General features: G+C 69.9%; 13 protein-coding genes and 1 pseudogene. 5 read left to right on the forward strand and 9 right to left on the reverse strand.

What is annotated here, in order from left to right:
- Positions 1–7: 7 nt before the first annotated feature.
- Entirely contained in the window at positions 8–1,378 is a 1,371-nt protein-coding gene (locus E8A74_RS23915; RefSeq protein ID WP_170229321.1) for a DUF2330 domain-containing protein, read from the reverse strand.
- Between the two features lie 194 nt (positions 1,379–1,572).
- Between E8A74_RS23915 and E8A74_RS23920 the strand changes: the two genes are divergently transcribed.
- Together E8A74_RS23920 and E8A74_RS23925 are read left to right on the forward strand one after the other, a co-directional pair.
- Positions 1,573–2,691 carry an MBL fold metallo-hydrolase gene (locus E8A74_RS23920; protein ID WP_136931372.1) on the forward strand — a complete coding sequence of 373 codons (1,119 nt, stop codon included), beginning with the start codon at positions 1,573–1,575 and terminating at the stop codon, positions 2,689–2,691.
- 10 nt (positions 2,692–2,701) lie between these two features.
- Positions 2,702–3,514: an SDR family oxidoreductase gene (locus E8A74_RS23925; protein WP_170229322.1), complete on the forward strand. Its 813-nt coding sequence runs from the start codon at positions 2,702–2,704 to the stop codon at positions 3,512–3,514.
- Here E8A74_RS23925 and E8A74_RS23930 read toward each other — a convergent pair.
- Together E8A74_RS23930 and E8A74_RS23935 are read right to left on the reverse strand one after the other, a co-directional pair.
- The gene (locus E8A74_RS23930) at positions 3,498–4,397 is read right to left on the reverse strand and encodes a hypothetical protein (RefSeq protein WP_136931374.1); all 900 of its coding nucleotides are present in this window, start codon (positions 4,395–4,397) and stop codon (positions 3,498–3,500) included. The genes E8A74_RS23925 and E8A74_RS23930 overlap by 17 nt on opposite strands.
- Positions 4,373–5,518, reverse strand: coding sequence for a GNAT family N-acetyltransferase (locus E8A74_RS23935; RefSeq protein ID WP_136931375.1), 1,146 nt, complete (start codon positions 5,516–5,518; stop codon positions 4,373–4,375). The genes E8A74_RS23930 and E8A74_RS23935 overlap by 25 nt, the downstream gene beginning before the upstream one ends.
- A 345-nt stretch (positions 5,519–5,863) precedes the next feature.
- Between E8A74_RS23935 and E8A74_RS23940 the strand changes: the two genes are divergently transcribed.
- The gene (locus tag E8A74_RS23940) at positions 5,864–6,313 is read left to right on the forward strand and encodes a hypothetical protein (RefSeq protein WP_136931376.1); all 450 of its coding nucleotides are present in this window, start codon (positions 5,864–5,866) and stop codon (positions 6,311–6,313) included.
- On the opposite strand, the gene E8A74_RS23945 is transcribed toward E8A74_RS23940, so the two are convergent.
- From E8A74_RS23945 to E8A74_RS23955, 3 genes are all read right to left on the reverse strand, one after another.
- Positions 6,310–6,549: a hypothetical protein gene (locus E8A74_RS23945; RefSeq protein ID WP_136931377.1), complete on the reverse strand. Its 240-nt coding sequence runs from the start codon at positions 6,547–6,549 to the stop codon at positions 6,310–6,312. The two genes, E8A74_RS23940 and E8A74_RS23945, sit on opposite strands and share 4 nt — an antisense overlap.
- A gap of 78 nt (positions 6,550–6,627) precedes the next feature.
- Positions 6,628–8,208 (reverse strand): radical SAM protein, encoded by a 1,581-nt coding sequence (locus E8A74_RS23950; protein ID WP_136931378.1) that lies wholly within the window; start codon positions 8,206–8,208, stop codon positions 6,628–6,630.
- Between the two features lie 85 nt (positions 8,209–8,293).
- The gene (locus E8A74_RS23955) at positions 8,294–8,746 is read right to left on the reverse strand and encodes a PA2169 family four-helix-bundle protein (RefSeq protein ID WP_136931379.1); all 453 of its coding nucleotides are present in this window, start codon (positions 8,744–8,746) and stop codon (positions 8,294–8,296) included.
- Positions 8,747–8,989: 243 nt separating this feature from the next.
- On the opposite strand from E8A74_RS23955, the gene E8A74_RS23960 reads away from it, so the two are divergent.
- Together E8A74_RS23960 and E8A74_RS23965 are read left to right on the forward strand one after the other, a co-directional pair.
- On the forward strand, positions 8,990–10,162 hold the full coding sequence (locus E8A74_RS23960) for a hypothetical protein (RefSeq protein ID WP_136931380.1): 1,173 nt from the start codon (positions 8,990–8,992) through the stop codon (positions 10,160–10,162).
- 21 nt (positions 10,163–10,183) lie between these two features.
- On the forward strand, positions 10,184–10,930 hold the full coding sequence (locus E8A74_RS23965; RefSeq protein WP_136931381.1) for a ferritin-like domain-containing protein: 747 nt from the start codon (positions 10,184–10,186) through the stop codon (positions 10,928–10,930).
- A 12-nt stretch (positions 10,931–10,942) separates the two neighbouring features.
- Here the strand turns inward: E8A74_RS23965 and E8A74_RS23970 are convergent, their stop codons facing one another.
- From E8A74_RS23970 to E8A74_RS54055, 3 genes and pseudogenes are all read right to left on the reverse strand, one after another.
- The gene (locus E8A74_RS23970; protein WP_136931382.1) at positions 10,943–11,944 is read right to left on the reverse strand and encodes a PEGA domain-containing protein; all 1,002 of its coding nucleotides are present in this window, start codon (positions 11,942–11,944) and stop codon (positions 10,943–10,945) included.
- A 9-nt stretch (positions 11,945–11,953) separates the two neighbouring features.
- Positions 11,954–13,276, reverse strand: coding sequence for a serine/threonine-protein kinase (locus E8A74_RS23975; RefSeq protein WP_170229323.1), 1,323 nt, complete (start codon positions 13,274–13,276; stop codon positions 11,954–11,956).
- A pseudogene (locus tag E8A74_RS54055) lies at positions 13,273–13,750 on the reverse strand (hypothetical protein); the annotation flags it as partial. The pseudogene E8A74_RS54055 and the gene E8A74_RS23975, both read right to left, overlap by 4 nt.

The raw sequence follows: 13,750 nt of genomic DNA on the forward strand, positions 1-13,750 counted from the left end.
CAACCGATTACTTGCGGCGGCGACGCGCCACGGACAAACCGAGCGCGACGCCGAGGAGGCCGAGCACGGCCGTCGTTTCGCTGCCGCTCGACACGGCGCAGCTCGCGCTCGAGCTCCCGTTGCCCTTGCCGTCGCCGAGGTTGCCCCACCAGGAGCCGCCGTTCTCGCCGGGGATCTCCGAGCCCGGCTCGCAGGGCGGGTACTCGGGGCACTTGGGCGGCGTGCCGATCGCCTTCGTGGCCTGGAAGAAGTTCGAGACCGGATCCTGCAACGTCGCCGCGCCGAGCGCGAGATCCTTGTTGAGCGACGCCCGCGCGAGCTCCGTGTTGAGGCGCGTCACCCAGAGCTCGCTCTCGTTGATCCCGCCGAACATCTTCTCGAGGTCGGCCTGAAGCTCGTCATTCGCGGTCACGTAGCCGTCCTTCGGATCGCCATAACCGCTCTGATCCGGCAGGAAGCTCACGAGCTGCTCGAGCCGGCCGCGGATCTCCCACGGCGACGTGGGCTGCGCGTACTGGTTCAGCCAGTTCGCGTTGTTCGCGGCCTTGAACGCGTCGTCCTTCAGCGTGGTGTAGTTCGAGGTGCCGAGATCCCAGTTCCACACGATGTCGGCCGGCTTGATGTCGAACGACGCGAAGTTCTTCGTCTCGTAACGGCCCTCGGCGAAGACCCACAACGTCATCGGCGCGAAGGCGCCCGTGCCCGCGCCGACCATGCGCAGCGGCAGCGTGGTGCTCGCGCCGAGCGCGGTGATGCGGACGGGGCGCATCGAGCTCACGCCCTGGCCGGGGACGAGCTTCAGCGCGAGGAAGTCAAAACCCTCGCCCACGTAGGCGTCGATGATGGGCCCGATGTCGGCGTCGATGTTGTAGCCGTTCGTCGTGAGCCAAGTCTTCAGCGCGCCGGGATCCGACGAGGAGAGTTGTACGGTCTCGTAAGGCCCGACGACCTCCTGCGTGATGATGTCGACGCCGCCGCCGGCCGCGTCCCCGCCCGCGCCGCCCGACCCGCCCGCGCCGGAGCCGCTCCCCCAGCCCCAGCAGGAGGGCGGCGGTGGGCAGTTGAGGGGAGGCGCCGCGACCGACGTCGCCGTGCGCTCGCTGAGGACCGCAAACACTGCGTCCGAAGACAAACCGACCTCGACCTGCCCCTTGATGGGCAGGATCCAGGCGAACGAGGTGGGATCACCCGAGTATTCGATCTGATCCCACAGGGTGGTCGACGTCTGCGAGACCGAAAAGATCATCCGGTGGCCGGTCACCTGCGTCGACTCGTCCTGCGGCGGGAAGCAACCGCCGCAGGCGGCAGCATCGTGGGCGTTGGTCACGACGGCGGTGACGAGCGGGATCGAAAGAAAGACGGCGTGCAAGAGCTTCATGCGTGGGACCTCCGGGCAGCCATCGCGGGAAAGCACGCGCCGTGCCTCTCCGATTCTTCGGCGTTTTGCATGATCCCGGCATCCGACCCGCGGCCCCCTCGGGCACATCCGGGCACACGTTGACACGATTGCGTGGAGGTTCTCCGCGACGCGCCTTCGTGGTAGTCAGGGCCCGAACGAGGAGCGAGATTGTCATGCGCGAACCTTTGGATCCCGTGCTCCGACCGATCGACATTTTTGCAGGCGCCCGTGACGCGTCGCGCCCCGAGGATCGCCTGCGCGAGGTGCGAAAACGCGCCGCGAGGCTCCACGAGGAGCTGCTCTCGGCGCCCCCGGTGCCCTGTTATCGATCCCGTTCGCTCGTGCGTGTCCCCTATCCGACGCGGTATGCCCTGCGCGACGCCTTCCGCGGCCCGACGCCGTTCGTGCACATCCTGAACCGCGTCTTCCTCGTGCAATTCCAGGCCGAAGGCCGGCTCCGCACCCTGCTCGCCTCACCCTCCGACGTCCGCGCCAATGCCGAGACGCCGTTCTTCAAGCGCCTGAGCGGCACGTTCGGCCCCTTCAAGGAGCTCGGCCAGCGCATCATCGCGCCCGAGCTCGGCACCGTGGAGGCTTGCCTCGCCGAGGCGGGGCTTCTCCCGGAGGACATCGATTACATCACCTACGATCACATGCACACGCAGGACGTGCGCCGCTGGCTCGGCGCCCACGGGCGCCCCGGCTATTTTCCGCGCGCAAAGCTGCTCGTCATGCGAAAGGAATGGGAGAGCACGCTCGCGCTCCTGCCGCCGCAACGCGACTGGTATTGCCCGGGCGGGATCGACGGCGTCGATCCCTCGCGGATCGTCCTGCTCGACGGCGACACGAAGCTCGGCGAGAGCGTCGTGCTCATGGCGACGCCCGGCCATACCGAGGGGAACCATTCGATCGTGGTGCGTACGTCCGAGGGGATCTTCGTGACGAGCGAGAACGGCGTCGGCCCCGATGCGTACGCCCCACGCGCCTCGCGGATCCCAGGGCTCCGCCGGTATGCCGAGGACACCGGGATGGAGGTCGTCCTCAACGGCAACACGCTCGAACGCGGGCTCGACCAGTACATCTCGATGGTGCAGGAGAAAGAGGTCGCCGGACCGTCCCGGCAAAACCCGGATTTCCCGGGCATGGTCAGCTCCTCGGAGCTCACCGCCTACGCCCTGTTCCCCGGCGTCACGCCCACGTTCTCGTTCGGCGATCTCACGCTGGGCAAACCCGCGCGGCCCCTCCGCGACGAACCCCGAACCCGCGCCGCCGGCGCGGCCGTCCTGGTCTAGGAGAATGACGATGAGCGTCCTGGTATTGACCGGCTCTGCAAGTGGGATCGGCGCGCACATGACGGGGGTCTTTGCGCGCCGCGGTGACACCGTCGTTGCGACCGACGTGGACCTCGCCGCCCTGGAGAAACGCGCCGCAGAAGGCGCGTGGGGGACGAACGTGCGTCTCGCCCGGCTCGACGTGCGCGAGGCCGCGGAGTGGGAGGCGGCGCTCGATCTCGCCGAGCGGGAGGGCGGCGGGCTCGACGTCGTGATGAACATCGCGGGCGTGCTGAAGCCCGGCTGGGTCCCGGACCTCGGGCCCGCGGACGTCGATTTCCACCTCGACGTGAACGTCAAAGGCACGGTGCTCGGCACGCGCGCGGCCGCGGCGCGGATGATTGCGCGGGGACGCGGCGGGCACATCGTGAACATCGGCTCGCTCGCGTCACTCGCGCCCGTGCCGGGGCTCTCGCTTTATGCCGCGTCGAAATTCGCCGTGCGCGGATTCACGCTGGCCGCCGCGATGGAGCTTGGCCGCCACGACATCGCCGTGACGCTCGTCATGCCCGACGCCGTGCAGACGCCCATGCTCGATTTGCAGGTCGACCACGAGGAAGCCGCGATGACCTTCTCCGGCCCGCGCGCGCTCACCGTCGAGGACGTCGAGCGCGCGCTCCTCACCGAGGTGTTGCCGAAGCGCCCGCTCGAAATCACCTTGCCGCTCGGCCGAGGGATGCTGGCGCGCGCGGCGAACACGGCGCCGGCCGCTTCGCGCTGGCTCGAACCGATGCTCACCAAAAAAGGCCGCGAAGCCCAGGAGCGAATCAAGCAGGGGCGCTAGTCCACCCCGGCCTCTTCGCCCGCGGCGCAGGCGAAGCGCGCCAGAGATCCCGGGCGAGCCAGGCGAGGACGCGCGGATTCTGCCGCGCCTCCGTGAAATGGTAGGGCACGCGGGCCTCGCCGAAGGGCACGTACACGCGCACCGGGACGCCGAACGTGCGCGCCTCCCGCAAGACCGGCCCGAACGGCCATCCGAGGAGCAATTCGAGCTCGCACGGCGTCCCGTTCGAGACGAGACGCTGGAGCGCCTTCCGCACGAGCGGCGCGTCGTGCGAGGCCACCCCCACGTGCCGCGCTTTGCCCGCGAGCGCGTCGATCACGGAAAGAAAACCCGCCCGTGGATCGAGATCGGGCGCCGCCGGATCCGCCACCTGCCCCTTCACGACGCGCACGGGCACATTTCGCCGCGCCGCCCAGGCTGCGTCCCGTACGCTCCGCGCGAATCGCCCGGGCAACGTGAATCCGATGGGCGTGCCCCCGCCCATGACGCTCTCCGCGAGCGCCCGCGTCTTCTCGACGGCCTCCGGCCGCTGCGCGTCGAAATGCACCCGCGCGGACGAGAGCGCCGCGCGCGCCACGATCTCCCCGACGAGATCCCGGGAGAACCCGAGCGCCGGAGCCTTGATCGCGAGGTAATGGTCTCCGTCCGCCTCCGCGAACGCCTCCAGCGTGGCGAGCGAGCGGTTCGCCACGATCCGCGGGGACGTCTTCTCCGCGTTCCAGTAACAAACGACGACGCCCATGCCCGCCTCCCAGAATCCGCGGCTCAACGAGAGGGCGTCCGTGATCCGCGGCCCCGCGATGTACGACCGCCCGGCGCGCCGCGCGATCGGCTCCCACGCCGCGAACGCGGCCTGCTTCAGACCTCGGACCGTGTCATCCATTGCCATTGCCTCCTCAATGTCCGGAGCACGCGCGCGGCCGCCTGGCGCGAGAGCGCCGACACGCTCGCGAGGCTCATCGGATACGCGCTGAGCGAAACCGTGGCGCGCTCCTCGCTCGTCCAGGGCTTGATCCACGGCGCGACGCCGCCGAGAAATTCGTACGTCGCGAGGTTTTCCGTCGCCGCGCGGCGCAGGCTCTCGCAGAGGAGCAAGATGCCCGGCGAGGCCTGCCGGAACGACTCGTCATAGCCGATCTTGAGCAGCCAATGACGTCCCGCGTGCTCGACCGCGAGCTGCATGGCCGCGCCCCGCCCGCCGATGCGGAGGAGCGCGACGCGCAGGATGCCGCGCTGCGCGGCGGCGAGCGCGTACGTCCTGAAAAACGTGCCGACGACCGGGTCGAACGACATCGCGGTGCCCTCGCGGCCCTTCCAGCCGGCGGCCTCGACCCGAAAGGCCTCGTCGAGGACCGCCGCCGCTTCCTCGGGCGAGGGCGAATGAAACGAATACACGACCTTGCCGAGGCGCTCGGCGTGCCGCTCGGCGCGGCGCAGATCCTGGCGCCTGCGGGGCGAGAGGTGGCGCTCGGGCTCGGCCCAGGAGGCGTCGAGCGAGAGGAACGGACACGGCTTCGCGGGACCGACGCGGACGAGGCCGCGCCGGCGGTAGGCCTGATGGAAGGCCGCGATCGTGGGCGACGTGGCGAGCACGCGCGGCAGGTGCACCGGCCAAGGTCCGCGGGCGAGCGCCTGGCAAAGCGCCCCGAGCACCCGTGGCCCGCCGCGGGCCAGATCCACGGGCTCGCCGAGCTCGATCGCCCCGGCGGGCATGAGCGAGGGCGAACGACCGCCATGATGGACGAGCGCCGCAATCCCGGTCGATTCGCGCGGCGACGTCGTCACGAGGACACGCAATCGATCCGATGCCCCGCTCGCCGAGAGCCAGCTCTCCGTCCAGAGGCTTTGCTGCATCGGGGTGTCCTGGAGCGCGTCGAGCGCGGCCCACGTCTCCTGGATCTGCGAGAGCGCCCGTGCCCCCGCGAGGCGCTGCGTGGAAATGGCGGCGTGGCCGATTTCGTCCGCGCTCGCGGAAGGCTTCTGCCGTGGCTCGACCTCTCGCATTCCGTTTCCCTCGCGCTCTCGGGCCCCGTTGCCGGAGCTTGGACCGCCCCCCAGGGCCCCGCCACCTCACACGACCCGTGAAAACCCATGCAAATGCGCGCCCGGAGGGGCGGGTATCGGCGTCGAGCGCTCCCCTCGGATCCCGAGGTGTTTCCCTGCGCCGGCGGCGCGCGCCCGGGGCATTCACGCGCGGCGCGCGCTCTTCCAGGTTCTTCGGCCAATCCTTTGCATACGGGCTCCTGCGCGACGCCCGCCGGGCATTTCTTTCTCGCCCGGCCCCGCGCCCCCGGCCTACCGCCGCGACCTTATGCCTGCGGCCTTACGCTTCAAAAAGGAGTCTCCCCCGTGAAAAGGATCCTCCAGCGCACGCTGCTGCTGCTCCTCGCCTCGCTCTCGCTCGTCACGACGGACGCCATCGCCGAACCGGAGGCGAGCGTCGAGGTCACCTCCGAGCCCGTCGCCCGGTGCGCGGGCGAAAATGCCGTCGTCTCGCTCCACCTGCGCAACAAGAGCGGCCAGACCGTCGCGGTCCGCGCGAGCGCCGCGGTGATGGTCGCGTGCAGGGCCGAGGACGGCGAGGGGAAGGCGGACGAGAAGCGCGGCGATACCCTCGAAGTCGAGGAGCGGATCCCCGACAACGGCGGCCGCTCCGTCGCCTACACGCTCGTGCTGGAGGGGCGGATGGGCTGCAATGCGGAAGAGCGCGTGGCCGCGATCGATTTCGAGTCGGTGAAGCTCGAAATCGATGGGGAGGCCAGAGCCTTGCGCGTGGAAGGGTGCAAAGCTTCCCGTTAATCGGTCGGTTCCGTGGGCGGCCCGCTGATCTGCTCGGTCGGGGGCACCCATGCCTCGGGGTTCGGGCCCTCCTCCAGCGCCGTCCCCTCGGAGAACGTCGGGCCGCCGGGGTACGAGCCCGCGCCGCCCTCCTCCCCCACGGACCCGCCCCGCACGCCGGGCACGCCCTCCTGCGTCCGCGGCTGCACGGTCCCGGCGTCGCCCCGATCAAAAGGCCAAGCTTGCTCCTTCCCCATGATGCCCTCCAGAGCGTCCTCATGGTGCCGGCGTGGACGAACCGCTAGCCGTCCGCCCTCGCGGAACGTCGAGCCACGTCAAGCCCGCGAAGCCGACGGGGCCCGCGGGCCTGCGCCGGCGGGCGCGAGCGCCCCGAGCACGGCCCGCAGCCCCTCGATGACCTCGGCCGAAGGCTCCCCCTCCCCGACCCGATACCCGCCCACGGGTTTTCCGTTCGTTTCACCCAGCCAAACCCAGACGCGCTCGCCCGACGGCGCCTCGAACCCGAGCTCGGCGCGCCGCCCCTCCGGAAGGACGCGCACGTCCTTCCACGCGAGGGCGCCGAACGGCGCGCGCCGCCGCAAGAGCTGGATCCGCGCCCCCACGGACCGCAAGAGCGGCAGCGCCGCGTCCTCCCCGATCGGATGCACGAACGTGACGTGCCGGGACAACCGCTCCCCGATCGCGAGGATCCCCGCGCATGCCACCGCGTGATCGGCCGGCGCGCCCGTGATCCCCACGGCAAACCAATCCGTCGCCGCGATCCCCTCGCCTTCGGCCCGGGGCCTGAGCGTGAGCACGAGGCTCTCGTCGCCTTCGAGCCGCACCTCGACCGCGCGCTCGCCGAGCTCCGTGAGCAGGGCACGTGAAAACGGCTTGGGCGGGACGAACCCGGCGAACGCCCGCGCGACGAGCGCCCGCGCGTGCACCGAGAAGAGTTTTCGGCCGGGATCGGCTTCAGACATGCGTTCGGGCGTCACGGGGACGAACTCCTCGTCGCCGTACATCTCCCGATAGGTCTCGAAGATGCCATTGCAGCGCGCGTCGAAGACACACGCCGCGCAGGTTGCGGGCTTCGATTTGTCCCGGCGTTTGACGAGGTACTTGTCCCAGGGCTTGCTGAGCGTCTTGTCTCCGTCGACGGCGATCGTCATCGTCTTTTCGCCGTCGTGGTGGATGAAGGGCGAAAGCTCGGGGGCGAGGCAATACGGGAGGTTCCCGATGTTGACGTCGAACCCCTCGGGGAAGCCGCGGACCATGCGCGTGAAGGGGCCGACGAGGCTCCGGTACCGCGGGATCATCGCCGCGAACTCCTCCTCCGTGCGCACGCCTGCGTCGAGCGGCCGCACCATGTCGAGGTGGAGCTGCGAGGCCCCGAGCGGCAAGAGGAGCTCCGGGAACACGTCCACCGATTCGTAGTTCGACTGGACGACACACATGTTCACGGTGAGCCGCTCGCCCCGCGCCTGCACGTGCCGCATCGACTGCACGATGCGGGCGAACGATCCGTCTTTGCGCGTCGTGCGCTCGTGGGCCTCCTCGGTCGCGCCCTGGATCGAGAAACGGAACGTGAAATTCCCGCCGGTCGCGAGGATCTCGTCCACGAACGCGGCGCGGGCCGTCTTCACGCCGTTCGTGAAGATCACGATCTCCTCGAAGCCGAGCGCGACGCTCTCGCGCACCACGTCGAGGAACGCGGGCTGGAGCGTGGGCTCGCCGCCGAGCAGCGTGATCTTCGCGTGCCCGGCGGCGCGCGCGGCCCGGATCTGCTCCAGGATCGGCGCGAGCGGCAGGGGCCTCGCGCGGCCGAGCGCCGTCTCCTGGCCGCTGACGCAGAAGACGCAACGGTTGTTGCACATGTGGCCGAGTTGAATTTCGACCTGCCTCTTCGGCTCCATCGGCCGGAGATCCTACAACAAAACGAAACCCCGCCACACACACGACGTGCGGGCGGGGTCGGGTTCGCTCACGGGGAGCGGTCGTCTACGCCGCCTTCCTCTCCCACACGCGCATGTCGAGCTGATCCTTGATCCACGCGAGGTGACGCTGCTCGTCCGAGAAGTTTCTCTCGAGCAGCGAGCGCACCTCCGTCGGCAGGTCGGCCGCGTTGAGCGCCGCCTCGTACGTGCGGTTCGTCAGCTCCTCGTTCCCCCGCATCGCGAGCAGCGCGCTGTGATCGCCCTGCGCCGTGATGGCCGTGAAGCCCTCGATCAGGAACCCGGCCCAGGACGTCTCCACCTCCGGCTCGCCGCCGCAGGCCCGCACCTGCTGCGAGAGGTCCCGGATGTGCCGCTGATGGTCCTCCTGGAACCGCACGAGGTTGCTCCGAAGGTCCTCCATCGTGCAGGCGTCGATCGCCTGCTTGTACGCATGCACCGCGTCCACGTCGAGCTTGATCAGTTTGTTCAGCTTTTCGCACACTTCGCGGTTATCCATGGAAAACTGCCTCCTCAAGGCCCTTCCAGGCTCGGCCTATCCATGGGGGACGAATGTGCGCGACGTCGAGCCCCCGTGGCGGGAAGCTTTCGCCCCCGGCGTGCAACGTCTGCTCGCCCGACAAACCATTTCGCTCCGGGACGAAACCTCGCAAGGTTCTTGCAAGCAAGGTGGGACGGACGGCGACCCTGCGGCGCCCGAACCTTGAGCCCATCACGGAGGAACCGAACGGGGAGGAGTATCGTGGCACTCGACCTCACGAAGGAAAAAGGCGTGGCCCTCGACGCCCAGGAAGACTTCACCTGGCGCGACATGGTGCGCGAGCCGATCAGCAAGCTGAACGACGACGCGTTCACGCGCCTGCGTATCATCCTCATGAACGGCTTGGAGATGGAGGCGAACCGCTTCCAGCACGCCTTCGCCCGCATGAACGCGCCGATGCGCGCCGACCTCGCGCGCGTCCGGCGCATCGAGACGCACCAGCAGGTGCTCGTGAACTGGCTCCTGCCGGCGGATCAATCGCCGCTCGAAACGACGATCGCCTACGAGCAGGTCGCCATCGAGGTGACCGCGAGCCTCGCGCGCCTCGAGCCCGATCCGTACATCGCGCAGGTCCTGCGCTTCGGGCTCCTCGAAGACTTCGACCACCTCTATCGTTACTCCGCGCTGCTCGATCGGCTCGAAGGCAAGGACGCGAACGCCATCCTGCAATCGTACACCGACGTGCTGCCGGGCCGGCCCACGGTGGTCGAGCACCGCTACCCGACGGACGATTTACGCGAGCCCTACGATCGCACGACGGCCGCGCCGATCACGAAGCTCGTGTCGCTGACGATCCTGGCGGGCGAGCAGCAGACGCTGAACTATTACCAGAACATCGGCCCGCTCTTCTCCGACCCGGTGGCGCGCCTGCTCTACGCGGAGATCGCGCACATCGAGGAGCAACACGTCACGCAATACGAGGCGATCATCGACCCGAACGAGACGTGGATGGAGAAATGGCTGCTGCACGAGTGCACGGAGGTCTGGAACTACCTCGCCTGCATGGAGCAAGAGTCGAACGCGCGGCTCAAGGCGATCTGGGAGCGCATGGTGGCCTATGAGCTCGGCCACCTGAACCACGTGATGGACCTCTTCCGGCGCGTCGAGAACCGCGATCCCTTCGAGATCATCCCGACGAGCCTGCCGGAGCGCATCAAGTACATGAGCCACCGCGACGACGTGCGGCAGGTGCTGAAAAACGAGGTCCACCTGCGCAGCGTGGGGACCCAGTTCGTCCCGGTGGGCCAGGTGCCCCCGGATTCCCCCTCGATCGCCTACAACCGGCAGATCAACTCCGCGGGTTCGCCCAGCCAAACCGTCGCGGCGGGCTACGTGTACACGCCCGGGACCGAGCTCGTGAAGAAGGCGGCCTGAAGGGAGCTTGGAGGAGAGACCATGAAAGAGCCGACCGATATCGGGATGAACCGGACGGGGATCGGGACGAGCCCCCTCGATTCGAAGGAGCTCATCGAGGCCGCGGAGGCCACGGTGCCGAGCGCGGAGGGCGACGAATCAGGCATCGCGGGCCTCCGGATGTCGTACATCAGCGAATCCGGCATCCTCGGCACGATGCCGCCGCCCTCGACCGTGAAGGGCGCGGTGAAATCGGTGCTCGATGGCCTCAGCGCCAAGAACCCGGCCGTGTTCCTGGACAAGCTCGCCGAGCGCCTGCAATTCGAGCGGACCGGGACGCGGATGTACGAGAGCGTGATCGCGAAGTTCGACGCGCTCGGGGGCTTCGACGGCGGGCCGTCCCGCGAGACGCTCCTCGAGTTCCACGACGAGGAGCTCAGGCATTTCCACGTGCTGCGGAGCGCGCTGGAAAGCATGGGCGCCGATCCGACGGCGCTCACGCCCTCGGCCGACATCGCCGCGGTGGAGGCGTCGGGCCTCGTGCAGGTGCTGAACGATCCGCGCACGACGCTGCCGCAGTCGCTCCACGCGCTCCTCGTCGCAGAGCTCGCCGATACCGAGGGCTGGGACATGCTGATCGAGCTGGCGACGAGCCTGGGGCACGAGGCGATGGCGGACGATTTCCGCGACGCGATGCGCGCCGAGGAAAAACACCTCGCGCACGTGCGGCAATGGGTCGCGAACCACGTCATGCAGGACGCGGAAGGGACGATGGAGCAGGCGGCCTGAGGGAGAGGCCGATCAGAACGGGAGCGGGGGCGACGTCACGAAAAAGGCCGGCGAGAGCTGGCCCGGCGGGATGTCCCCCTGCCCCGGATCTTTTTCGGTCGTGAGGGCATACGCGGCCCCGCCGGCGGCGCCGCCCACGACGACCACGCCGATCGTGGTCCAGAACCACCAACGCGCATAAATCGGCGGCGGGCGCTGGAGGACGAGCGCGACCGTGCGTTCGCCGCCGGCGGTCACGATGACGCTCGTCTCGTAATCGAGGTAGTCCGGGTGCCGCGCGGCGACCTTGTGTGTCCCCGGCTCGACGAGCGTCTCGAGCGGCGCCTGCCCCGCGCCCTTGCCGTCGACGAGCACGTTGACGCCTGTCTTCGGCGCCGTCACGAGGAGCTTGCCGACCTTGGCCTTGCTCTGGAGCTGCGCATCGAGGACGTAGGCGCCGCCGCCGGGCAGCTCGACGCGGGTCCGATACGGAAAATACCCCTCCGCCTCGACGAGCACGTCGGCCGGGCCGGCCTTGAGCGCGAGCGGTTTGTCGAGGGGCGACATGCCGGCGACGACGTCACGGACGAGGATACGCGCGCCTTCGACGTTCACCTTCACCGTGAGGCGCGAGAGACGTTTTTCGAGGTTCGTGATCCGGTCGTTCAGGCCCGGGACCTTGGCGAGCAGCTCGGCGGGCGCCTGCGCGCGGAACGCCGTGAGCTTTTCGAGCGCCTCGGGCAAACGATCGAGCGCTTCGAGGGCCCGGCCCATGTTGTAAAGCAGCGCCGGCTCGGGGTTCAGCGCGTAGGCCTCGGTATAGGCCGCGAGCGCGTCGAGGGGGCGGAGCTTGTCCATCGCCTTGTCGCCCTCGGCCTTGCGCTCCTTGGCGCGCGCCACGAGCGCGGGATCCTGCGCGGCAGGCGCCGGCGGGGCCGCTTGGGGCTCGGCGGCGAGGGCGGCCTCGGCGAACGTCGTGGCGAGCACGACGAGGAGGACGTGGGAAAGGCCAGCGCGGAGGCGATTTCGGCTCATGGCGCGATCCTAGAGGTGGGTCGGATCCTCCGCCGGGGGCGGAGGTGGCTTGGGAGGCGTGGGCGTGGGCGTCGGCGCGGCCGTCGCGGGCACCGGCGGCGCGGACGTCGGCTCTTTTTTCGGCCCCGTTCCCACAGCGGCGGGCGCCGTGGGAAGGGGCGTGGGAACGGGCGCGGCCACGGGCACGATCGTCGGCTCGGCCGCGGCCGCCGGCGTCGCGGCGGGCGGAGGCGTGAGGGCAGGCTCTGCCGTCGGGTTCGTCGCGGCCGCATCCCCGGCCGGCTCCGCCGGTTTTTTCGTCTGCGAGGCGAGCACGACCAGAAACACCGCCACCACCACCGCCGCAAGGCCCGCCGAGACGAACATCAATCGCCGGTTCGACATCGGCGCGCGGGGCGCGACGGCCAGCGCCTTCGTATTGAGCAACGTCCGCGGCGCGGCGCCGCCCGGGCCAAACGGCAGGAGCGCGGCCATGAAGGTATCGACGTCGGGCCACCGGTCGTCGGCGCGCTTCGCGAGCGCCTTCGTGACCACGTCCGCGAGCTTCTGCGGCAGATCCGGCCGGAGCTCGCGCAAAGGTTTGGGCTCGTCCGCGATGATCGCCGCGAGCGAGGCCGTCGCGCTCCCCTCGTCGAAGGGCCCCCGTCCGCCGAGCAGCTCGTACAGCACCACGCCGAGCGACCAGATGTCCGCCCGCCCGTCGACGTTTTTCGTGGACCGCACCTGCTCGGGGGACATGTATTGCGGCGTGCCGAAGGCGGCCGTCGTGGCCGTCTGCGCGGCGTCGTCCCGTTTGTCGAGGACCTTCGAAATGCCGAAATCGAGCACCTTGACGATACGCCGCGGGCCCTCCTGACACAGGTACAGGTTCCCCGGCTTGATATCGCGATGCACGACGCCCATGCGATGCGCCTGCGAGAGCGCTTCACACGCGGCGAGGATGTGGCCGACGGCCTCCGGATAGGGCAAGGGGCCACGAATCGCGAGCTCCTGGCCGAGATCCCAGCCCTGGAGCATCTCCATCACCATCATGGGGCTGCCGTCCGGGAGGTTGTCGACGTCGTAGACACGCACCACGTGGGGCCCCTGGATCAGGGCCGCCGCGCGCGCCTCGCGCTCGAAGCGCGCCTTCACGTCGGGCAGCGCGCGCGCGTCGGGGCGCAGGAGCTTGATGGCCACCGGCTGCTCGGTGCGCTGGTGCCGCGCCTGCAGGACGATCCCCATACCCCCCTGCCCGAGGACGGACTCGACGACGTACTTGCCGGCGAGCACCGTGCCCGGCGCGGGCGCGCCCTCGGGCGAGGCCGGATCCCGGGAGACGGGTTCGGTCACGGGCGCAGCGTACGCGGGAGCGCGTCCAGGGTGAAGAGGCGAACGCGGTGAAGGGTCGTCGTCTTCCGCCTCGGCGGCGGCAGGGCCCCGTTGTCCCGGAGGGTGCTGCCCGCGCAGGTCGGGTTGGGGACAGGCACGCCGCCGCCCTGACCGCCCGCTCCCCCGGAGCCGGGAGGGCATTCGTTGCCTCCCATACCGCCGGTTCCGCCGCCCATGCCGCCGGTTCCACTGGCGCCGCCCATGCCGCCGGTTCCGCCCGTTCCCGTAGAACCGGCTCCGCCGCCGGTTCCGCCGCCCATGCCGCCAGCTCCGCCGCCGCTGCCGCCAGCTCCGCCGCCACTGCCACCGCTCCCCCCACCGCTGCCGCCACTCCCCCCGCCGCTGCCGCCGCTCCCCCCGCTGTTGCCACCCATACCCCCGCCGCTGCCGCCACTCCCCCCGCCGCTGCCGCCGCTCCCCCCGCTGTTGCCACCC

Source organism: Polyangium fumosum (assembly GCF_005144585.1).
Taxonomy (GTDB): Bacteria; Myxococcota_A; Polyangia; order Polyangiales; family Polyangiaceae; genus Polyangium; species Polyangium fumosum.